This window comes from Microcoleus sp. S28C3, from assembly GCF_036700785.1.
GTDB lineage: Bacteria > Cyanobacteriota > Cyanobacteriia > Cyanobacteriales > Microcoleaceae > Microcoleus > Microcoleus asticus.
Genome location: NZ_JAUBPO010000116.1, coordinates 1 through 20885 on the forward strand (window position 1 = coordinate 1; position 20885 = coordinate 20885).

General features: G+C 46.7%; 20 protein-coding genes. 7 read left to right on the forward strand and 13 right to left on the reverse strand.

What is annotated here, in order from left to right:
- Positions 1–129: 129 nt before the first annotated feature.
- The 3 genes from QUA13_RS26825 to QUA13_RS26835 form a co-directional block, all read right to left on the reverse strand.
- Complete coding sequence (locus QUA13_RS26825; RefSeq protein WP_172186733.1) at positions 130–357, reverse strand: hypothetical protein; 228 nt, start codon at positions 355–357, stop codon at positions 130–132.
- A 52-nt stretch (positions 358–409) separates the two neighbouring features.
- Complete coding sequence (locus QUA13_RS26830) at positions 410–1936, reverse strand: phosphomannomutase/phosphoglucomutase (RefSeq protein ID WP_333203451.1); 1527 nt, start codon at positions 1934–1936, stop codon at positions 410–412.
- Between the two features lie 332 nt (positions 1937–2268).
- Positions 2269–3174, reverse strand: a complete 906-nt coding sequence (locus QUA13_RS26835; RefSeq protein WP_333203453.1) for a D-hexose-6-phosphate mutarotase — start codon at positions 3172–3174, stop codon at positions 2269–2271.
- A gap of 100 nt (positions 3175–3274) precedes the next feature.
- Between QUA13_RS26835 and QUA13_RS26840 the strand changes: the two genes are divergently transcribed.
- Entirely contained in the window at positions 3275–3505 is a 231-nt protein-coding gene (locus QUA13_RS26840) for a hypothetical protein (protein ID WP_333203455.1), read from the forward strand.
- Positions 3506–3676: 171 nt separating this feature from the next.
- On the opposite strand, the gene QUA13_RS26845 is transcribed toward QUA13_RS26840, so the two are convergent.
- The 3 genes from QUA13_RS26845 to QUA13_RS26855 all read right to left on the reverse strand — a co-directional run bounded on the left by QUA13_RS26845 (position 3677) and on the right by QUA13_RS26855 (position 6267).
- The gene (locus tag QUA13_RS26845; protein WP_333203457.1) at positions 3677–4414 is read right to left on the reverse strand and encodes an SDR family oxidoreductase; all 738 of its coding nucleotides are present in this window, start codon (positions 4412–4414) and stop codon (positions 3677–3679) included.
- 171 nt (positions 4415–4585) lie between these two features.
- Positions 4586–5647 carry an NADH:flavin oxidoreductase/NADH oxidase gene (locus tag QUA13_RS26850; protein ID WP_333203459.1) on the reverse strand — a complete coding sequence of 354 codons (1062 nt, stop codon included), beginning with the start codon at positions 5645–5647 and terminating at the stop codon, positions 4586–4588.
- A 464-nt stretch (positions 5648–6111) separates the two neighbouring features.
- Positions 6112–6267, reverse strand: a complete 156-nt coding sequence (locus QUA13_RS26855; RefSeq protein ID WP_333203461.1) for a hypothetical protein — start codon at positions 6265–6267, stop codon at positions 6112–6114.
- A 196-nt stretch (positions 6268–6463) separates the two neighbouring features.
- Here QUA13_RS26855 and QUA13_RS26860 point away from each other — a divergent pair, with 196 nt between their 5' ends.
- A complete protein-coding gene (locus tag QUA13_RS26860; RefSeq protein WP_333203463.1) occupies positions 6464–8779 on the forward strand; it encodes a cation:proton antiporter domain-containing protein in 2316 nt (771 codons plus the stop codon).
- A 177-nt stretch (positions 8780–8956) separates the two neighbouring features.
- Here the strand turns inward: QUA13_RS26860 and QUA13_RS26865 are convergent, their stop codons facing one another.
- On the reverse strand, positions 8957–9169 hold the full coding sequence (locus QUA13_RS26865) for an Hfq-related RNA-binding protein (RefSeq protein WP_333203465.1): 213 nt from the start codon (positions 9167–9169) through the stop codon (positions 8957–8959).
- Between the two features lie 312 nt (positions 9170–9481).
- Between QUA13_RS26865 and dapF the strand changes: the two genes are divergently transcribed.
- Positions 9482–10366, forward strand: a complete 885-nt coding sequence (dapF, locus tag QUA13_RS26870; protein ID WP_333203467.1) for a diaminopimelate epimerase — start codon at positions 9482–9484, stop codon at positions 10364–10366.
- Between the two features lie 250 nt (positions 10367–10616).
- Positions 10617–11759: a hypothetical protein gene (locus tag QUA13_RS26875; RefSeq protein WP_333190634.1), complete on the forward strand. Its 1143-nt coding sequence runs from the start codon at positions 10617–10619 to the stop codon at positions 11757–11759.
- A 104-nt stretch (positions 11760–11863) separates the two neighbouring features.
- Here the strand turns inward: QUA13_RS26875 and QUA13_RS26880 are convergent, their stop codons facing one another.
- The 5 genes from QUA13_RS26880 to QUA13_RS26900 all read right to left on the reverse strand — a co-directional run bounded on the left by QUA13_RS26880 (position 11864) and on the right by QUA13_RS26900 (position 17232).
- Positions 11864–13045, reverse strand: coding sequence for an aspartate aminotransferase (locus QUA13_RS26880; protein ID WP_333203469.1), 1182 nt, complete (start codon positions 13043–13045; stop codon positions 11864–11866).
- Positions 13046–13144: 99 nt separating this feature from the next.
- Complete coding sequence (locus tag QUA13_RS26885; protein WP_333203471.1) at positions 13145–14290, reverse strand: iron-containing alcohol dehydrogenase family protein; 1146 nt, start codon at positions 14288–14290, stop codon at positions 13145–13147.
- Between the two features lie 186 nt (positions 14291–14476).
- Complete coding sequence (locus QUA13_RS26890) at positions 14477–14614, reverse strand: hypothetical protein (protein ID WP_333203473.1); 138 nt, start codon at positions 14612–14614, stop codon at positions 14477–14479.
- Positions 14589–15008 carry a DUF2281 domain-containing protein gene (locus tag QUA13_RS26895; RefSeq protein WP_333203475.1) on the reverse strand — a complete coding sequence of 140 codons (420 nt, stop codon included), beginning with the start codon at positions 15006–15008 and terminating at the stop codon, positions 14589–14591. Before QUA13_RS26895 ends, QUA13_RS26890 begins: the two co-directional genes overlap by 26 nt.
- Positions 15009–15114: 106 nt before the next feature.
- On the reverse strand, positions 15115–17232 hold the full coding sequence (locus QUA13_RS26900) for a serine/threonine protein kinase (RefSeq protein WP_333203477.1): 2118 nt from the start codon (positions 17230–17232) through the stop codon (positions 15115–15117).
- A gap of 315 nt (positions 17233–17547) precedes the next feature.
- On the opposite strand from QUA13_RS26900, the gene QUA13_RS26905 reads away from it, so the two are divergent.
- The 3 genes from QUA13_RS26905 to QUA13_RS26915 all read left to right on the forward strand — a co-directional run bounded on the left by QUA13_RS26905 (position 17548) and on the right by QUA13_RS26915 (position 19013).
- On the forward strand, positions 17548–17967 hold the full coding sequence (locus QUA13_RS26905; protein WP_333203479.1) for a GIY-YIG nuclease family protein: 420 nt from the start codon (positions 17548–17550) through the stop codon (positions 17965–17967).
- 4 nt (positions 17968–17971) lie between these two features.
- A complete protein-coding gene (locus tag QUA13_RS26910) occupies positions 17972–18178 on the forward strand; it encodes a hypothetical protein (protein WP_006631417.1) in 207 nt (68 codons plus the stop codon).
- Positions 18179–18368: 190 nt separating this feature from the next.
- On the forward strand, positions 18369–19013 hold the full coding sequence (locus QUA13_RS26915; protein WP_333203481.1) for a peptidase M15: 645 nt from the start codon (positions 18369–18371) through the stop codon (positions 19011–19013).
- On the opposite strand, the gene QUA13_RS26920 is transcribed toward QUA13_RS26915, so the two are convergent.
- Positions 19014–20699: a DNA repair helicase XPB gene (locus tag QUA13_RS26920; RefSeq protein ID WP_333203483.1), complete on the reverse strand. Its 1686-nt coding sequence runs from the start codon at positions 20697–20699 to the stop codon at positions 19014–19016.
- Between the last annotated feature and the right edge of the window lie 186 nt (positions 20700–20885).

Here is a 20885-nt window from a genome sequence, read left to right on the forward strand (position 1 = left end):
TCAGATTGCACTCACTTTTTTCACTTCTCTGCTGCAAAAGCGATCGTATCCCTCTTTAAAAACTGTCCGGAGTATTGTCAAATGATACGAGATAAAAATTGAGAATTGCTATAATCTTATCACCTAGAATTATAGGGATTCAAAGGTAGCGGTGAAACCATCTAAGCTCAAGCATTCTTCCATAAATTCCTCTACATCGTTGACATTCTCAATCTGATACTCCATGATGCGTTGAGCATCGCCTTTCATCTTTTTGGAAGAAAGAGGCGTGGCCGGATATTTGGCAGCGATCGCTTTGAAAGCTTTGGAATGGATATCCCAGCTTGCAGCAGAACATTTTATGATTAAAAGCCACATGATTAAATTCCTCCTTGGGTTTGGTTTACTAACAGTCTGGCACCAGTAAAACTTAGCTCGATAGTGCCGACAAATCAAGGGATTCTGTTGTTTGGAAAAAAGCTAAAAGCCGAGCCACTATGCGAGCGACACCACCCTTAACATTAGACTCAACATTCAAAGGCATCACCGGATCGTGGAGTGATAAGCGTAACAGAAACCAGCCGGATTCACTAGCTGAGGTACAGGAAATTCGCAGACCTTCGTAGTTATTGGGAACAATTTTCCAGTCGGCTTGGGTTGAGACAAATTCTTGCAGTTGCTCAATAACGCGATATCCTTGGGCTTGGAAATCATCCCCACTAAGTTTAATCCGAAATTCTGCACTTTCTTCGGGCTCTTTTAAATTTGCAATTAAATCGGGCAAAGATTGATTTGCTAGCTTTGATTTAGCCAATTCAATCAATAATTTGCTGACCAAATAAGCGCCATCATCCAGAAAGTAATTTTCTTTCAAAGCTCCATGTCCAGAGGTTTCAATCGCCAGCCATGATTCCTGCCCGGCTTGATTGAGGCGTATCGACTCGTCAATCACATTTTTGTAGCCGCGTTTAAAGCGATGGTGAATCCCTTTTAAATCTTGTTCGATGAATTGTGTCAAGCCATCGGAGGTGATAGAATCGGTGACAATGGTAGAGCCTGGGTGTTCTTGTAATACGATCGCAGAAATCAAGGCAATTAAGCGATTGCGATTGAGTTCCTTGCCAACTCCATCAACGGCCGCACTGCGATCGACATCGGTATCAAAAATAATCCCAAAATCAGCTTGATGTTCAATTACCGCTTGACAAATTGACTGCATTGCCTGTTTATCTTCGGGATTTGGCACGTGATTGGGAAAAGTACCATCTGGTTCTAAAAACTGACTGCCCATGGTGTCTGCACCTAAAGGTTTTAAGACTTTATCAACATAAAAGCCGCCAGCACCATTGCCTGCATCCACAACAATTTTTAATCCTGTTAGCGGTTGCTCAAAATTATCGGGGTGATTGACTGCTTCCCTAATCTTTGTGACAAATTGGTTAGTATAAACTGAGATAAAATTATGCTTTGTAATTTTACCGGGCGATGAGGCTGGCTGAAAGTAATTGCTTTGGGCTAGTGTTAAGAGATCTGTAATATCCTGCTTTTGTAACCCACCTTTGGCAGTGAAAAACTTTAAGCCATTTCGATTAAATGGCAAATGGCTAGCAGTGAGCATAATCGCGCCGTCGCAATCAAAACCAGGGGTAATGGTACTCATAAACATGGCGGGAGTTGAGGCCATTTCAAAGTCGTACACGGTTGCACCAACTGAGGCGATTCCCTCCATGACTGCTTGCATTAAGGTTGGCCCTGATAAGCGACTGTCACGCCCGATCGCGATCGTTAATTCTGCCGCTGGTTTCTTGACTTTTTGCACCAGCCAACTGACAAATGATTTACCTAAGATTGTCGCAACTTCGGGCGTTAGGTTGACTTTTTCATGGGGAACGCCTTCGAGGGCGATACCGCGAATGTCTGATCCATTTTGAAGTTTTGTCCAGTTGAAGATTTGCATAATAATAATTGATGGTAATTAGAAAAATAGGAGTCGGCTGTTGAAACCGATCATACAAACTTTCCTCTGCGGCCAATTCGACTGAGCGCTAGCCGAACGTCTTTCGCGGACTAAGAAATAAACAGGGGAGAAATCTCGGATTGGGTATTATTAGTCATTAGGGTGACCGAGTTTTTCAATTCAATCAGCTAATCGGCATTTAAGTTGTATTTAAAGAAACAATCCCAGTCTTGTGGGTGGGATTTGAGCAACGCCCAAAATATCCAATCGAAATGTTTAACAGCTTACTGAGAATTTTTGCCCCATCACCGCTAAGATTAAGTTCTAATTCCTTAGTCGCGTTCAACGCTGTAAATTGCCTGCAAGCGGAACTCACCATGAGGGGGAACTTCCACAATATCTGTAGCTGCATTGGTCGTTTCTACGCACAGTAAACGCTGATAATCTGCATCATCAAGGTCGGCCATATTTGCAGAAATTGTCACCCAGGGATTCCACACTACGACGGATTTACTACCCGATGATTTAATGCGAATCCGACGATTGAGGGCGCTATCGTCAATGACTAATTCATTGGTGACATCAAGATAAATGCGATCGACTTCACCTGTTACGACCACTGCACCCACTTGAGTTTTTTCGACACCACCATCAGCTTTATCAAGATACTGGCTATTTTCTAAACCTAAAACCTGCACGCGGTTGATATCGCCGACTTGGAAATAGGTGTGCAAAGCTTGGGTGAGGGGAAATGCTTTGTCGCCTAGATTGCGGGTGATTAATTCTACAGTGAGGGTGGTGCCGATCGTAATTGCGATCGCCAGTTCAAAGGCTTGCGGCCAAATTGCTCTAGTTTCATCGGTATCCTTGAGTCCTAGAGTGACTTTGGTTGCGCCGTCTGCGGTTGTGGCGGTTTCTAGCACATTCCAGAGGCGATTCCGCACAAAGCCATGACTCGGACGCCCCAAGGCTTCGGGATCGGGGCCAAACCAGGGCCAACAGATGGGTATACCGCCTTTGATGGCTTTGCCTTCGGCATAGTAGGCTTTTTCGCTGACGAACATCAAGTCTGTGGTTTCGGCGGCTGGTTGAAAGGAGAGCACTTGACCGGAATACACAGAAATTAAGGCTTTGGCTTGACCGTTGTCGATGTGAATCATCGGGAAACCACCGTTTCCGGTGGCGAAGGTGAGGTTCCCGGCAATGCCGTAGTCTGTGTTTAATTGGTCAATACTCATGCTGTTGGCTTGGTGAATTGCTTTACAATTATCCGATATTATGGTTGCTAGATTGATTAGATTGTTGAGTTTGACCTAGGAGGGTGCGATCGACACAACGATGCCCTCAGATAAAGGAATTGGGAGTGCCAACCGATCGCGAGGGGATGTGCGATCGAACCCACCGACACACCTTGCTGAGTTCTCCGCAAGCAAGCTAATACAGCAATTCATCAAAACACGGCGCAGCCGCAAAACTCCGCATCTATTCGAGAGTTATTTGACGCGACAATTGCCAGGGATGCTCCGAAAACAGGGCAAAGAGCGCTGTCCGACTGACTGCATCGGCTAGCGTTCGCATCGAAACTTCACTTGTCAGCGGCGGAGTTTCGCCAAAACCCGGTAAGTCAACTGCGATCGCTTCCGGTTCGGAGTTACTGAATCAAGCTATGGATGACTCAGGAACATTTCAGCCGTTGAGCCGTATTCAATTGAGAGTCGATCTACTCTCATGCGCCCCAATTCACAACTCCTGACGAGTCGGACGGATAATCATTTCGTTGACATCCACATCACCGGGTTGCTCGATGGCATAGGCAATCGCCCGGGCGATCGCATCCGCATCAATGGCGATTGAATACAACTGATTTATCCCTGATGCCGTCTCACCATGAGTGATGGTACTGGTTAACTCAGTCGCAACCGCACCGGGGGAAATGTTGGTAGAACGAATTTCACCGTTTGACTCCAGCCGCAGCCCTTCGGAAATCGCTCGCACGGCATACTTTGTAGCACAGTAAACTGCCGCCGCCGGAAATACTTTGTGTCCTGCAACCGACGACAAGTTGATTACGTGTCCAGACTTCTGTTGGCGCATAGTCGGCAGCACTGCTGCGATGCCGTAAAGTACGCCTTTAATGTTGACATCAATCATTTGATCCCACTCATCGACCTTAATCTGGTCAAGGGGAGCCAGTGGCATTAAACCCGCATTGTTGACCAGCACATCAATGCGTCCGTAGGTTTCCAGCGTTGCGTCCGCCAATGCTTGCATCTGGGCGCGATCGGCAACATCGGTGACTCGATAGGCAGCGGTGCCACCTGTTTTTTCGATTGCAGCCACCAAGTCCTTGAGTCTATCTTCGCGGCGGGCAGCAAGCATCAGTTTGGCTCCGCTGGCGGCTAAACGATGGGCGGTGGCTTCACCTAAACCGCTACTTGCTCCAGTAATGATGACAACCTTGTTTTCAATCTCAGACATATTCACTCCTGTTAGTTGATTAAATCGGCTGATGTTAGGGCGATGGGAACGTGCCTTGTACAGAAGGCGATCGCAGAATCAAACAAGTCTTTATTGAGCGACTGGTTTACAGAAACACTAAAAAAGGGACTCCTAGTGGATCTGTGTAAAACCGATCGCAAATCCGCTTAATTACCAAGCGCGATCGTATTGAATTGGAGCAGGCACCGACTGACGTAGTTGCTTGGCAGCCCGCATCGGCCAATAAGGATCGCGCAGCATTTCTCTGGCAAGTAATACCATATCTGCTTGACCTGTACGGATGATGTGGTCAGCCTGCGCGGGTGCAGTAATCATGCCAACTGCTCCGGTGGCGATGTTCCCGGAGCGTCGAATGCTCTCGGCAAAGGTAGTTTGATAACCTGCACCCGTGGGAATCTTTACACCCGGTACAATGGCGCCTGAGGAACAATCGATTAAATCAACGCCCAGTGACTTTAATTTATAGCTGAGTACAATACTTTGTTCAATGTCCCAACCATTTGGAACCCAATCGGTTGCAGAAATGCGAACCCAAAGCGGTGTTCGATCCGGCAAAACATTTCGTACCGCTTCTACGACTTCACATAAAAACCGGATGCGATTCTCAAAACTGCCACCATAGTCATCTGTCCGTTGATTGCTCAAGGGAGACATAAATTCATGCAGTAGGTAGCCGTGAGCCGCATGAATCTCTATTAGGTCAAATCCGGCTTCTAGGGCGCGTTGGGCTGCGCTGACAAAGAGTGTCGTCTGCTTCTGAATGTCTTCGATACTCAGAGCGGTCGGGGCGGGGGTATTGGGTTCAAAAGGAATGGCGCTAGGCGCGATCGAAGTCCATCCCCCTTGAGATTCCGAAAGCACCTCGCCGCCATCCCACGGAAGTGCTGTACTGGCTTTTCGACCTGCATGAGCAAGTTGAATTCCAGCAACCGCACCGTTGCGGTGAATTAACTCGACGATTCGCGCCAGCATTTCAATGTGAGCATCTTGCCAGATTCCCAAATCTTGCGGCGTAATTCGTCCTTCAGGCTCGACTGCTGCTGCTTCAGTCATCACCAGCCCTGCCCCTCCTACGGCTCGACTGACGAGATGAACCAGATGCCAATCATTCGCGAACCCATCAACACTGGAATATTGACACATGGGAGAAACTGCAATGCGATTTCGGAAGCTAACGCCACGTTGATCGAAGGGCTCAAATAAATGGGACATGGTTGTAAACCCGTGATTTATAAAATGCTACAGATGTCAATCAAGTACAGACTTTCTTGACGCTGGGAAGTTGACTGACTTCATTCCACCAAGTCCGCAGTTTCGGAGTTTGAGCGATCGTGGCTTCGTACTCTGGGGTCTGCGATAGGTAGGTGAAGACGGGAATTAGCTAGAAATCGGCAATGCTCAGTTCGTGACCGAGCAAATACGGGTGTCCTAAAGTTAGGGACTCGATCGCCTCTAGTGAAATCTTTACAGGTGCGACGGCAGCTTTGTCAACCTACATCCCGAATGGACTTGTCATTTTGAGGTATCAAGAGCAACGACAAAATTACTTGTCTAAAACCTCAATCTTTATTGTTAGCAAAACCGGGGATTACTAGAAAAAAACATAAAAGTGTCAGAGTAATTATGCAGTAGTTTGGATAAATCCGCAAGCATGGCTTGACTAAAAACGATTTCAACTAATTTTTTTTAGCGATCGCCGATCGGTGAACGTACACCACGATAAAATCGCTCCCTACAAAAAAGCAATCAACATCACTCCACCCAGCCTGAAATTGATTGAAAAAATTAACTTGATTTAATCTTTCCGCCCTCATCGGGTTGAGGTGAAACATTACCCATAATCAAGCCCCAATGGCTCGATCGACTTGCAAGAGGTTAAGCTTTTTGTGAGGAGAGAAACTCTTTGGTATCAGAAAATACCTGGTTCTATAGTTGCAGTTGCCCTCGCTCCCCAACTACAGTCAACCGACTAAACATAGTCAACACATTAGACACTATAATATAACTTTATACTTTTTTCATAAAGTTGTGCAAGAAGACTTCCGACTGATCGTTGACTTAGTTCTAGTTCTCGCTGCTGCCGCAGCAGGAGGACTCTTTGCATCGCTGTTGCGACAGCCGGTAATTCTCGGGTATCTCCTGGGAGGGATCGTAATTGGGCCGGCCGGTTTGGGGCTGATTAAAGAATTAATTCAGGTAGACACCCTGGCTGAATTTGGGGTTGCTTTTCTGTTATTTGCCTTGGGAGTGGAATTTTCTTTCGCCGAACTCCAGAAAGTAAAAGCCATTAGTTTGGGCGGGGGGGGCTTGCAAATTGTGCTGACGATCGCCATTACTACTGCAATTTCCTTGGCTGTAGGCTGGGTAGAATCGCCCGCTCAAGGCGTGTTTTTAGGAGCGATTCTGTCGCTTTCCTCGACCGCAGTCGTCCTGAAATGCTTGATGGAGCGCAATGAATCCGGTACTTCCCACGGTCAAGTCATGCTGGGAATATTAGTAGTTCAAGATTTGGCTTTGGGGCTAATGCTAGCAGTTTTGCCGGCACTCAACCAGCCAGCAGAAGCGATCGGCATGACGGTAGCGTGGGCCCTGCTGCGGATCGGGTTATTTGCTGCGGGTGCTGTAGTCGCTGGCATTTGGATGGTACCGCAGTTGCTGCGCTACCTCGCGAAAACAGAAAGTCGCGAACTGTTTTTGCTGGGAGTTGTGGTTTTGGCTTTAGGGATTGCGCTGCTTACAGAATATTTGGGTTTTTCGATCGAGATGGGTGCATTTGTGGCGGGTTTAATGATTTCGGAGGTGGAATATGCCGACCAAACTCTAACTTATGTCGAGCCTTTGCGAGATATTTTTGCATCCTTATTTTTTGTCACCATCGGAATGTTAATTGACCCGGTGTTTCTGTGGAACCATCTAGAAGTAATTCTGGGACTGGTATTTATAGTATTTGTCGGCAAATTCTTGATTATAACGCCGATCGTCAGATTATTTGGCTATCCGCTAAAAACAGCATTGATCGCAGGTTTGGGCTTAGCTCAAATAGGAGAATTCTCCTTTGTACTCGCTAGTTCCGGCCAAGCTATGGGGCTGGTTTCGCGGAACGTTTACCTGTTAATTTTAGGAACGACAGCCGTCACCCTCGTGCTGACTCCGTTTGTATTGAGAAGCGTGCCGCAGTTATTGAAATGGGCGGAAAAATTCGGGCCTTTGCAGCGCTATTTTGACGAAACATCTCAACCTGTGGCAATAGCTGAAACTTTGCCGGAACAAAATTATGTTGTGGTTTGCGGCTACGGGCGAGTCGGCAGAATTTTAGTCAAAATGCTGCAAAGCCGCAACTGTTCTGTTGTGGTGATCGACGAGTCAGAAAGTAGAATTCAAGACTGCAGAGTCCAAGGAATTCCTTACATTTACGGGAATGCTGCCAGCTTGCACGTATTGGAAGCCGCGCGGGTGGAACGGGCAAAAGCAATGGCGATCGCCCTTCCCGATCCCATGAGCACTCGCTTGTGTCTGAAGCGGGCTTTAGAATTAGTCCCGGATTTGGATATTGTGGTGCGGGCCAACCAAGATAAAGACATCGAACTGCTTTACCAACTGGGGGCCTGGGAAGTCGTGCAGCCGGAGTTTGAGGCGAGTTTAGAACTGTCTGCCCACTTGCTGGCTGGAATCGGGATCTCGGCCACCGCGATCGCGCGGGAAGTGCAGCAAATTCGCAGCAGCCGCTATCTGGAATTGCGGCCGCCGCGCGAACCTTTGGCGGTTTCGCGGGATTTGAAAGTGGCGGTTCGAGATATGAACAGCGAGTGGTACAGCTTGCCGTTAGGTTCTCCCATCGCTAGCATGACTCTGGAAGAAACTAACTTGCGACAGTTGACAGGGGTCAGCGTGATGGCGATCGTCCGCAAGAATGGCGAGGAAATTGATTATCCTAACGGCAAGACAGCTTTGCAGTTGGGCGATCGACTTTTTGTAGTGGGAGAACCCGAAGAACTCATCAGTTTTGAGTTGCTGGCGAAGGGCGAAGTTGCAGTGCCGCAGGGCGACAGTTCCTGCCAGTGGCTGAGGCTGCCAGCAAACAGCCCTTGGGCGGGCAAAAAACTATCAGAGGTAGATTTGCTGACCCAGTACGGGGTGCAGGTGCGGGCGATCCGCCGGGAAGGGAAATTTACTCGCTGGCCGGACGGAACTACCAATTTGCAAGAAGGCGATCGTTTGCTGCTGTGCGGCGGCTTCTACGAACTCGGCTTGATGCAGCGGACGGCCTCGCCACCTGTTCGGCAATCTGCTTTAAAGCTGCCTTTTATTACCGCCCAAGTCAGCGAAAAGCTGTTTAGCGATTAGGGAAGGAAGAGGGAAGAGGGAAGAGGGAAGAGGGAAGAGGGAAGAGGGAAGAGGGAAGAGGGAAGAGGGAAGAGGGAAGAAGGAAGAAGGAAGAGGGAAGAAGGAAGAGGGAAGATTTTTCCCCTCTCCCAATCTCCCCCTCCCCCACTCTCCCACTCTCCCACTCTCCCACTCTCCTCAGCCGTTGGGTTTGATATAAGCAATTGCTGGTCGCGAAATCAGAATTTGTTGGTCTGACGGATCGAGGAGGCAAATGCAGCTATGATCCTGCCAAAAAATTCTGCCCGCTAGTAAGTCGCCAGTCAGGAGTTTGATCTCCACCTGTTCTTTGTCTTTGATGTAGCTTTGTATTAAGCGAACGCTGGGCAATCCGGTTTCAAATTCAGACATAGTTCAGAAAAATATAGTCAAATATTACCTTAAACCATATTCTTCTGTTTATACGGTTTAAACCGTAATGGTCCAACTACAAGCGCCTCTACCGGATCGGGGAGAAACCCGCTGGCGGCGAATTTTCGACCGATATTCATTGAGCCATTGACATCAGCATTAATTAGATATCGCTGTGGAGTTATAAATATTATATGTGTTGATATTGCACTAGAAAGGACGATAAATTGCATAAAGTTTTATAATAGTGGGAAATTGGTAATTTGGCGATCGAATTATCTAATCAGTGTTAACCAAAAGAGGTTTGTTTTTATGCCGATCGAGTTTGCGAAGTATCAGGGACTGGGAAATGATTTTATTCTGATTGACAACCGCCACTCGTCAGAACCGGCGATTACACCAGAACAAGCTGTGGATTTGTGCGATCGACATTTCGGGATTGGCGCAGACGGCGCGATATTTGCTCTTCCGGGTCAAAACGGCACTGACTATACGATGCGGATTTTTAACTCCGACGGTTCGGAACCGGAAATGTGCGGCAACGGGATTCGCTGTTTGGCTAAGTTTATCGCCGATTTGGAATCGTCGGAAATTCATCCCTCCCAACCCCCCCAAGCTTCGGCGGGGAGTGAATCTAAGACTGAGTACCGGATTCACACCGGTGCGGGCGTTATTATCACCGAATTGCGATCGGACGGTCAGGTTAAGGTGGATATGGGAGTTCCCCGGCTGCTGGCTGCGGAAATTCCGACAACTTTGGCCGCACCGGATGCCAAAGTTATAGATGTGCCGATCGAAGTTGCTGATAAATCTTGGTCTGTTACCTGCGTCAGCATGGGCAATCCCCACTGCATTACGTTTGTAGAGGATGTTTCGGCTGTTGCTTTAGAAACTGTCGGGCCTCAATTCGAACACAACAAAGCCTTCCCGCAGCGTACCAATACGGAATTTATTCAAGTGGTACGTTCGGACTATGTAAAAATGCGGGTGTGGGAAAGAGGCGCAGGTGTTACTCTAGCTTGTGGGACTGGTGCTTGTGCTGCTGTGGTAGCTGGAGTGTTGGTAGGGAAGTGCGATCGGGCAACTGCGGTTGAACTCCCCGGCGGCGTTTTGGAAATCGAATGGGCAGAAGTGTCTGGGCGGATTTACATGACCGGACCGGCACAGCTAGTATTTACTGGTTATATTAGTGATTAGTTATTAGTCATCAGTCATCAGTCATCTGTTATCAGTTATTAGGCATCAGTCACTCGTCAGAAGGATTTTTTTGTTGAATTAACAAACAATAAAAATTATTGAATTCAAAATTTGTATTGAATTCTGACCAATGCCTTCTGCCTTCACAAGTTATTGGCTGCGGACTGAAGACTGAAGACTAATAACTAAGCCTGAAATCTAAAATCTAAAATCTAAAATCTAAAATCTAAAATTAAGTAGGTGGGCTGGCATGGCTGGAGGTATTTATCTGATTCAGGACGACGACAGGCTGGTAGAAATGATGGAACAGCCCTACGACTCGGAAGACCAATTACAAGACTTGCTAGTAACTTATCCTAATTTGATCCCGGGAGACCAAATCGATCGGGCTACGGCGCGCAGGTGGCTGTTAATTTCGCGGGAAGCTGCACCCAGCGATGAGGAAACAGCGGTGCAGTGGTCGCTGGATCATTTGTTTCTCGACCAAAATGCAGTTCCTACTTTGGTGGATGTCCGGCGAACTCTTAATGCCGAACTGCGACAAAAAGTGTTGGGTCAGTCGATCGACTATGCTGCTAATGCGTTGTTTTACTGGCCTGTCGATTCAATTATTGCTCTGTTTGAAGCTAATTGTCGCGATCGGGGTCGCGATCCCGAACAGATTTTTGAAGAGTTTCTCGGTGCGGATGCTAATGAAGACAGATTTTGGCAAAAGGTTAAAACTAATTTGCAAGCGGGTAAAGTTCGCTTAGTGTTTGTAGCTGACGAGATTTCCGCTGAAATGCGCCGAGTTGTGGAATTTCTCAACGAACAAATGGACCCGGTTGAAGTTTTGGCCCTGGAAATTAAGCAGTATGTAAGTGAAGACGGCCTCAGAACTTTGGTTCCCAGAGTGATCGGTCAGACAGCCGAAGCACAGCAGAAAAAATCCAGCGCAACACGCGAAAGAAGGCGCTGGGATGAATCTTCATTTTTTGCGGAAATCAAAGCTAGACGGGGCGCGGACGAGGCGCAAATGGCAAAAGCAATTTACCTTTGGGCAAAAAGTCAAGAACCCGAAGTTCAAATCCACTGGGGAACGGGGGATGCTTACGGCGGTTTCGCCGCTCAATTGCCTCAAAGGGGAAGAAAACCCTACCAGTTATTCACTGTAGATATTGCTGGCAGAATGGAGATTTCTGCTGACAATTACGGTTCCGGGCCACCGTTTAATGCGGAAGAAAATTGGCTGGAATTGAGAAGTAAACTGAGTTCGATCGGTCTGTCGTTACCTATAGAACCGGGCGAGAGAAGGTCGCCGAGTCTGGCTTTGTTTACTTTGCAAGATGAATCTGCCCTCAAGCAAGTTATGCAAACTTTTGACTGGGTGATTGAGCAAATTAAAACGTTATAGTGAGTAGTCATTAGTCATTAGTCATTAGTCCTTGGTAGTTAATAATTGGTTACGATCGCCAACAAATAACCAATAAAAACTAACTAATAACCACTAACTAATGACTAATATCGAATATTAGCTTGTTTCATGCGCCGCAATGCTTCTCCCAGTCGATCGCAATCTGCAATTAAACTAATTCTCACATATCCTTCGCCACCCGGCCCAAAAGCATTGCCAGGAGTCACCACAACACCCGTTTGCTGCAAAACATTCAGGGCAAAATCAGTCGAACTCATGCCCGGAGTGCAGGGAACCCAAAGATACATTGCAGCCAGAGGTTTCGGAATATTCCACCCTAATTCTGCCAATCCTTCAACCATGAAATCCCGGCGAGTCCTGTAACGATTCTGCACTTCGTGCAAGTAACTGTCGGGCAATTGCAGTGCTGTTTCTGCTGCTGCTTGCAAAGCGGAAAATATACCGTAATCTAGGTTAGTTTTTAAGGTCCGCAAACCTTGAATAATCTTGCTATTTCCTACTACAAAACCGACTCGCCAGCCGGCCATATTGTAGGTTTTGGACATGGTGTGAAATTCGACACCGATTTCTTTACCGCCGGGAATTTCTAATAAACTTGTCGGTTGATAGCCGTCAAAGGCTAATTCCGCATAACACAAGTCGTGAACCAGCAAAATTTGATGTTTGTGTGCGAAAGCAACAATATCTTTGTAAAATTCGCGGGGTGCTGTTGCTCCAGTCGGATTACTGGGATAATTAAAGTAGAGTATTTTGGCTTGTTCGGCTACGCTGTCGGGAATGTCGGCTAAGTCAATTACCCAGTCGTTTTCTGGTTTGAGGATGATGTTGTGAACTTTTGCACCGGCGATAATCGGGCCGCGAAATAATACGGGATAAGCGGGACTTGGTACTAATATTAAGTCCCCTGGATTGATATAGGCGATCGCAAAATGTGCTAAACCTTCTTTAGAACCCAACAAAGGCAATGCTTCGCTTTCTGGATCGAGTTCAACGTTGTAGCGGCGGCTGTACCATTTAGTAATAGTACGGCGGAAACTGGCAGTTCCTTCAAAGGGTGGATAGCCGTGATTTGCAGGATTTTGGATGGCTGCGACGGCGGCTTCTACTACTGGTTGAGGAGTGGCACCGTCGGGGTTTCCCATTCCTAAGTCTATTAAATCGAGTCCTTGTTCGCGGGCGCGGGCTTTGAGTTCGTCGAGACGGGCAAATACGTAGGGCGGTAGTTTTTGCAACCTGTCAGCAGGGGTAATCCAATCCAAGGTCATTTATTTTTTGTCAGTTGTCAGTTTTCCTGGTTTGTAGTAAGGACTTTCGTCCTTGCTAGCACAGCCTTTTCAGGACTAAAGTCCTTACTACAAACTGTTTTAATTCTTAATCTTTAATTCTCCCACAGGTGCGGTGGTAGAAACCATCGCTGCCATTAATTGTTGGGGAACAACTTTAAAAGGCAGTCGGTGGATGTCGGAATTGGGATTGCAGGCTATGTCAGCGGCGCGCTGCAATTCTGTGATGGTAATGTCTCCAAGTCCGAGGTTGTCTAAAGTTTGGGGTAATCCAATCTCGGCGTAGAATTTTAGGAGTTGCTGTCTGGCGCTAGCGGCGAGTTGATTGTTTTGCAGCATTTCTTCTAACCGCAGTTGTACTAAAATGCCGTAGGCGACTTTTTCGCCGTGCAATGTGCCGTGACTTGCTAATAGATGAGTTAAGCCGTTGTGGACGGCGTGGGCGGCGACGGTGCGGCATTGGGCACCGCCAATTCCGCCGATTACTCCTGCTAGCAATACGGCTGCATCTGTGACTTCTTGCCAGGTTTCGCTACCGGGTTCTTTGAGGGCGGCGGCTGATTTTTGGAATAAAATATCGCGCAGTATTCTAGCTTGTTGGACGGCGGAAATTATCAGGGTTTGTTCGGAGTGTCCGCTGCTGACTGATGCTTCGTACCATTTGGCGATCGCATCTCCAATTCCTGCTACTAATGTCCGCTGCGGTGCGGTTTGAATCAAGCCGTAGTCGAGTATTAATAAGTCGGGACATCTGGCTAATGTGACATCGTATTGGAATGCACCTTGTTCTGAATAAATGTTAGAAAGGGCTGTCCAAGCGGCACAGGTGGCTGCTGATGTGGGTATTGTGACGATAGGGATTTTGCACTGATGGGCGACGAGTTTGGCTGCGTCTAAGGCTTTGCCGCCGCCGACACCGATGATAAAGTCGGCTTGATGGGTTTGGGCTGCTTCGCGGAGGGTTTCGAGGCTGGTTTCGCTGCAATCCTTGCCGTATGCTGTTTCGGCGGATTGTAACTCCTGCTTTTCGAGGATTGGTTGCAGGTAGGGTTGGGCGGCGGCGAGGGAGTTGCTGCCGCCGACGATTAGCGGCCGCTTTCCGAAACGGGCGATCGCATCTCCGGCTTGTGCGATGGCCGATCGACCCCGCAATACACAGGCGGGAGCAATTGTCAAGGAATAAATTGCTGGTGCGGTGGCGGTTTTAGTGCTTTGGGTTTGAGTCATCGAACCACTGGATAAGTGACGAGAAGGTTGACGCTTTGCAGGATTGCTGGATTTTATAAGATAACTCTAACCCATGTTGGGCGATCGGGTAAGTTTTGTAAAGTTTTTATTAAGTATTGTGCGGGGTTGGGGGATGAGAGGGCGGAGTTGAGGGGAGTTGGGGAGTTGAGGGCGATCGAATTATGATTAAAGTTGAGGCTTAACGTACAAATCCCAGACTTGTTTCACTGCTGCTGCATCTGCTTGAGAAATTTGCCCGATTTTCGCTAGCAACAAAAACTTTTCCAGACAATCTAATCTAGACAAACGTACTGTAGTCATCATAAAGTCCTTCGTCTTCGGGTACGTAGCCTTTCAAAAAAGCGTCGTGGCTGCGAGTGTAACATTTCTCAATTAAATACTCCTCGCCATCGAGTACCGAAAACTCGCTTAATTCAGGATATGTCAAAAAATCTTCGGCTGTAGCAGCCATATACGGTGCTAGTATTTTATGACGTTCTGCTATTGGCAGGCCAGCAATTTCTCTAAGTGATAGCTTGAGAGTAGGTGCGGTTGTTGACGAACTGTTAGACTCACAACTTTCGCTGGATAACTGCTTTTTTTGTTCCACTTTTTGCACGAGGAATTGTGCAAAATCGAGCACTTCTTGTTGTTTCTCCGTTGGCAGCAGTCGCAGAATCTCTAACACTGCTTGCTCAAAATTAATTGTTTCTGACATTTCAATTACCTTCCCTAAGCGTTGATATTGTTTATTTCTCACGCAGTCAAGTTTTGTAGTTCCATATTGGCAAATCGCGCCCTAATTTTCATCTTTCCCTCTTACTTCACCCAGCACACCGCCAAATCTTGATACTCTCATCATTACTGCCACTAACTATAGTGTTTCCATCGGGGCTAAAGCTGACAGAATTAACGTTATATGAATGTCCGGTGAGAGTGCAAATTTCCTGTCCTGTTTTAAAATTCCAAAGCTTGATAGTATTGTCACAACTGCCACTAGCAAGAGTTTTTCCATCCGGGCTGATGGCGACAGACTTAACATAGTCTGAATGCCCAGTGAGAGTGCGAATCTCATTTCCTTTTTTCAGATTCCAAAGCTTGATAGTATTGTCACAACTGCCACTAGCAAGAGTTTGTCCATCCGGGCTGATGGCGACAGAATAAACCGACTTTGAATGCCCAGTGAGAGTGCAAATTTCCTGTCTTGTTTTCAGATTCCACAGTTTGATAGTTTTGTCCCAACTGCCGCTAACAATAGTCTCTCCATCCGGGCTGATGGCAACAGACCAAACCGAGTTTGAATGTCCAGTGAGAGTGCGGATTTGCTGTCCGGTTTTCAGATTCCACAGTCTGATAGTATGGTCACCACTGCTACTAACAAGAGTTTGTCCGTCTTGACTAAAAGCAAGAGACCGAATTAAAATTGAGTGACCCTTGAGAGTGCTAATCTCTTGTCCAGTTTCCAGATTCCATAGCTTAATTGTTTTGTCATAACTTCCACTAGCTAAAATTTTTCCATTATGGTTAATAGCAACGCAATAAACCGCATCTGAATGCCAAGAGAAAGTACGAATCAGCTCTCCTGTATGCAAATTCCAAAGTTTGCTGCAATTTCCCCTGCTGTCAGTAGCAAAAGTCTTGCCATCTGGACTAATAACTACGCAATCAACAGATGACTCACCTACGCCATTCAGAGTTTTTACACATTTGAATGAGTGAACTTTTCTAGTGAATACTTCTTCTATTTGTTGTTGGCGTTGGGCTTCAGCTTTGGCAGCTTCTTCTATTTGTTGTTGGCGTTGGGCTTCAGCTTTGACAGCCTCTTGAGATTGACCTTCAGCCTCTATTTGCTCAATCAGCTTTTTCAACTCCAGTTCATACTGTTCTCCCTGTCGCCGCTGAATATCCTGAAGAATATCAAAATAAGGTTTCACCCACTCTTCTGCTAATCCATATTCAGCCAATTCATCCCTGAAATTAAACAACTGAGGTTCATAGCAGGGGTCAATATTGAGATAATACAAATCCGCTAAAAATCCAGCGAGTAACTTGTGAATCGCCACAATCAACTGCCGAATGATGCGGAGGGCTTTTTTCTCACTTACTCCCGATGCTAAAAGTGCATCTTTTGCCTCTTCCCAGTCAAAAACTTTGGTAGAAAACAGGGAGACTTCCTGATTATTGAGGAATCCCCAAAAGCCGACGCGAAAAGTTACCGCATAGTCGCTGATATCGCTATATAAAATTGTAGTCGGAACCGGAGATAAAATTCGCTGCAAGCGTTCCACATCAATATCACCAATCGACTCAGTGAAATAGTCGCTATAAAACTTAACGGGGCGTAAGACATCCTGTTGAGGATAATGCTGTCTGAGAAAATCTCCGACACTTCTCATCTCAATTGGCAAATCTTCACAGAATGTTTCCGGGCATTGCTTGCTAATCTTGGGCGGTGATAGTAAGATTAAGAGGCGATGTTGCTGCTGAAGTAAAATCTGCTTAGTTTCCTCTCGATTTAACTTAGAAAACCAAGTATCTTTATCCCAAATTGTTTGAATTTCAGCCAGCTTGATCTGAATATCCTTTGCTTGCAATTCCCGCATCAAATCCCGCTGCAAGGCTGCCAGCTTCACTCTATCCTGCTGTTCCTGTTCCTGCAACTCAATGCGGCGTGCTGTTTGTGCTACTGTTAGCTTTAACAATTCCCGGTCTCTGGTATCTTTTGCCTTTGCGTATTCCAGCATTTCTTGAGAATAACGCTGTTTTGCTCGCTCTATCTCAGTCGAATCAGATGAGTTATTGGGAGCGGGAATCAGAATATCTCGGTACTTTTGAGAGTTATTACCGAAGGCTTCTCCTAGTTTGTAGCCGATATTTCTGGCGATGGGTGAGAGCACGCCTGAGATGTAGGGAGCGATAGCGGCGATGATTGTTGGAAGCATAAATGTGGGTGAGGATGCGGTTATTAATAATGTAGCAGGATGTTAGGATGTATAATTAGGATGGTTGCCAGATATTCTGCACTTGTCGATTTTTAGATTTAATTTCATCATTGATACTCCTGGACGCAGAAACCAGGTCTTTTATGGAAATTACTTTACATTTTTTGCCGACAGGTGAAACCCGATCGCTCGCCCCTTTCCCATATCCTAAAAAAACACAGGCACGGCCAAGGCTCAAATCAGCTCGGGATCGATCGCCTTCTCTGTGCGATCGCGCAGGAAACCATCCCTAGTTGATGATGGTTGTAACAGAATTTGTGGGATTATGATTTCTGTGCAATCAGCCTTCTTGCCTTCATGCCAACGAATGATTCTGACATACAAATCCAAGCGCGAAGAATTCTAGACGCGATTGCTTTCATTCCTTTTGAGCAATGTCAACCCTTGACCCGTGGGTTTGAGAGCATTCCTGCGCGTCCTGGCATTTATGCAATCAGGCACAGAACTGATGGATTGCTCTACATCGGTAAAACCAAGAGCTTACGAGGTCGCTTCAGTGGTGGGCACAAAGCTTTTTTGTGGGCATGGCTCGATAAATATAGCGATGAAGACATACGGATTGCAGTACAGACAATTTCTCACTGGCAGAACCCTGCGTTACTATTGGAGCTAGAAGCCATCATTCTAAGAGCTACTGAACCCCCTTACAACGTCCAAATTCCAACTGAGATGTAAAGCCATGCAAGCCAAACTTCAAGAGCAACTTTCCCTCGCTGATGCCGAAGTTATTTTAGGACGTTTTCCTGAACGAATTCGTGCTGCCCTAATTGCTCGTGCTGCTGAAATTGAATACCCAATCGAAGCAGTCATTGAGATGGCGATCGCTAGTTTCCTTGACACGGAGGCATTAGGTTTTGCAGATTGCAAACCAGGACGCGGACAATAACAGCGTCAAGTGGCGATCGCGGCGGTCTAACAACCCGGTTCGAGCGGACTACCGAAAGATATTGGTGGTGATGCAAAAGTTATTTCTAGCCACTCAACCGGAACGTTGCTTTTGGCTGCAACAATGCTTCTAAATTATCTGCCAGTGTTTAACATTAAGCTATTCACCTCTAATTGCTGGAGTTCAATCTATGAGAAAGCCACAAACTGTTAAAGCTTTGGAAGAGCTAGGACGGGTTCAACTGTCTAAGAGTTTTTTCATGCGTGAGTTTCTTTATTCAGAAATCTCTCAAATAGAAGGTATCCCTAACATTCCTAGCGATCCTGACTTGGCGATCGCAGCAGGAAAGAATTTGTGTGAGAGGGTGCTTGAACCAATTCAAGATGCGCTTGGTCGGATTAGTATCCGCTCAGCCTATCGTTCTTGTGCGGTGAACGCCAAAGGAGCAGAGAATAAAAATCAGTACAACTGTGCCAGTAATGAGGCCAACTATGCAGAACATATCTGGGACGTAAAAGATTCAGAGGGGTATATGGGAGCAACAGTATGTATTATTGTTACATCATTCATCCCTTACTACGATCGCACTCAAGATTGGACAGCATTGGCATGGTGGATACATGACCACATTGATGCTTATGCAGAAATGACCTTTTTCCCAAAGTATGCAGCGTTCAACATTAGGTGGAGCGAGAATCCTAATATTTCAAAAGTAATTTATAGCTACGTAGAAAACCCGCACACTGGTAAGAATAGCGGGTATCTGACAAAGAAGGGGATGGATAATTTCTTAGGTTTGCATGAGCAGTTTTACCAAGAATTTATCGATCGCTGACTAACCACCGCCTTGAACCTCAATAGTATAACTGTAGCCCTGTTCAGTCAGAAACAGTTGGCGGTGTCGGGCAAAATCCTCCTCGCAAGTTTGTAGCGATACTAATGTATAAAAGCTGGCATTGTGTCCGTCGGGTTTGGGGCGGAGAATTCGTCCGAGGCGCTGCGCTTCTTCTTGGCGAGAACCATACTTTCCCGATACTTGAATCAACACATCGGCATCAGGTAAATCGACGGCAAAATTGCCCACGCGAGATAGAATTAATCCGGGAATCTCTTTGTGACGGAACGCTTCGTATAACCGATCGCGCTCTGCCTGTTTTGTCTTCCCCGTAATCAGAGGCAATTTGGTAATTTTGGCGATCGCATCCAACTGTTCGAGATACTCACCAATAATTAAAATACGGTGTCCCGCTTCCTTTTGCAACAAACCTTGCACCACATCCAACTTACCCGGATTTTCCGCAGCAATCCGAAACTGATTGCGGCGGGGCGCTAGGGCATATTCCATTTTTTCCGCCTCATTTTGGGCGACGCGGATTTCCGTACAATTCGCAGTGGCAATAAATCCCTGTCCTTCCAATTCGCGCCAAGGTACGTCATAGCGCTTGGGCCCAATCAACGTGAAGACATCGCCTTCTTTCCCGTCTTCGCGAATCAATGTCGCAGTTAAACCTAACCTGCGTCGTGCTTGTAATTCAGCAGTGATCCGAAATATCGGGGCAGGTAATAGATGCACTTCATCATAAATAATCAGTCCCCACGATTGGGCGTTAAACAACTCGAAATGCGGGAATTCATCATCTTTATTCGATCTATAACTTAGCATTTGGTAAGTCGATAGGGTGACAGCAGCCGTCTGTTTGGTGACACTGCTGTACTCAGCGATCGCATCCTCAGTTAAACTCGTTTTGTCTAATATTTCCCTGCGCCACTGGTGCACTGAAGTCAAACTGCTCGTGAGGATGAGTGTTTTTTGCTTTACCAAACTCATCGCTAACATCCCGACTATGGTTTTACCAGCCCCGCACGGTAGGACGATCGTCCCACTTCCACCTTTTACCTCGCCGTCCTGATAGAATGCCTCTGCTGCTTCTTGTTGATAAGCACGCAACTTAAATGCCAAGTCCCCTAAAGTACGATCGCGCAAAGAAATCCCTAATTCGGCACCCTCGACATATCCAGCCAAATCTTCTGCCGGATAGCCCACCGCTAGTAAAGCTTGCTTGAGTACGCCGCGATTCCCGGCATCGACTTGAAAGCAAAGATCCGAGATGCGCTTGCCCAACATTGGTTTGACGCGATCGTCCCGTACCAGCAATTCCGCTAGCGGCAAATCGGCAATTCGCAGTTGTAAATCGGGGCTAGCCGCATCGATTCTTTCAATTACAGTTAATCCATACCGCGCCCCCAACAGTTCAATTTCCTGCGCTACGGACTCAGGAATGGCATACTTGGCATACTTTCGCAAAGCGGAGATCGCCTCTTCAACTGGCATTCCCGCCGCCCGCGCATTCCACACGCTGAGGGGCGTGATGCGATAGGTGTGAATGTGTTCGGGACTTTTGATTAATTCGGCAAAAGGGGCGATCGCTTCTCGCGCCTGTTGTGCTGTGGGAGTGTGAACTTCTAGTAAGATCGATCGATCGCTTTGCACGATCAAAGCATTTTCGGGGACATAATTCATAGGTTGTTTCGATCGCAAATAATATCAATTCCGGTTGCACCGGAATGATTGTTGACTTTTGACTGTGGACTGTTGACTCGATTTTATGATTCCGATGCAACCGTAAACGATTGGAGTTTAGACTAAGCAGGTCAAAAAGTGCGATCGTTGTGAGACTAGCGAACAGTTCTCAAGAACGGCAATGGT

Excerpts from the sequence above, each read along its gene's own strand:
- QUA13_RS26825 (WP_172186733.1), bottom strand. The coding sequence starts at position 357 with ATGTGGCTTTTAATCATAAAATGTTCTGCTGCAAGCTGGGATATCCAT.
- QUA13_RS26830 (WP_333203451.1), bottom strand. The coding sequence starts at position 1,936 with ATGCAAATCTTCAACTGGACAAAACTTCAAAATGGATCAGACATTCGC.
- QUA13_RS26835 (WP_333203453.1), bottom strand. The coding sequence starts at position 3,174 with ATGAGTATTGACCAATTAAACACAGACTACGGCATTGCCGGGAACCTC.
- QUA13_RS26840 (WP_333203455.1), top strand. The coding sequence starts at position 3,275 with ATGCCCTCAGATAAAGGAATTGGGAGTGCCAACCGATCGCGAGGGGAT.
- QUA13_RS26845 (WP_333203457.1), bottom strand. The coding sequence starts at position 4,414 with ATGTCTGAGATTGAAAACAAGGTTGTCATCATTACTGGAGCAAGTAGC.
- QUA13_RS26850 (WP_333203459.1), bottom strand. The coding sequence starts at position 5,647 with ATGTCCCATTTATTTGAGCCCTTCGATCAACGTGGCGTTAGCTTCCGA.
- QUA13_RS26855 (WP_333203461.1), bottom strand. The coding sequence starts at position 6,267 with ATGTTTCACCTCAACCCGATGAGGGCGGAAAGATTAAATCAAGTTAAT.
- QUA13_RS26865 (WP_333203465.1), bottom strand. The coding sequence starts at position 9,169 with ATGTCTGAATTTGAAACCGGATTGCCCAGCGTTCGCTTAATACAAAGC.
- dapF (WP_333203467.1), top strand. The coding sequence starts at position 9,482 with ATGCCGATCGAGTTTGCGAAGTATCAGGGACTGGGAAATGATTTTATT.
- QUA13_RS26875 (WP_333190634.1), top strand. The coding sequence starts at position 10,617 with ATGGCTGGAGGTATTTATCTGATTCAGGACGACGACAGGCTGGTAGAA.
- QUA13_RS26880 (WP_333203469.1), bottom strand. The coding sequence starts at position 13,045 with ATGACCTTGGATTGGATTACCCCTGCTGACAGGTTGCAAAAACTACCG.
- QUA13_RS26885 (WP_333203471.1), bottom strand. The coding sequence starts at position 14,290 with ATGACTCAAACCCAAAGCACTAAAACCGCCACCGCACCAGCAATTTAT.
- QUA13_RS26890 (WP_333203473.1), bottom strand. The coding sequence starts at position 14,614 with ATGATGACTACAGTACGTTTGTCTAGATTAGATTGTCTGGAAAAGTTT.
- QUA13_RS26895 (WP_333203475.1), bottom strand. The coding sequence starts at position 15,008 with ATGTCAGAAACAATTAATTTTGAGCAAGCAGTGTTAGAGATTCTGCGA.
- QUA13_RS26900 (WP_333203477.1), bottom strand. The coding sequence starts at position 17,232 with ATGCTTCCAACAATCATCGCCGCTATCGCTCCCTACATCTCAGGCGTG.
- QUA13_RS26910 (WP_006631417.1), top strand. The coding sequence starts at position 17,972 with ATGCAAGCCAAACTTCAAGAGCAACTTTCCCTCGCTGATGCCGAAGTT.
- QUA13_RS26915 (WP_333203481.1), top strand. The coding sequence starts at position 18,369 with ATGAGAAAGCCACAAACTGTTAAAGCTTTGGAAGAGCTAGGACGGGTT.
- QUA13_RS26920 (WP_333203483.1), bottom strand. The coding sequence starts at position 20,699 with ATGAATTATGTCCCCGAAAATGCTTTGATCGTGCAAAGCGATCGATCG.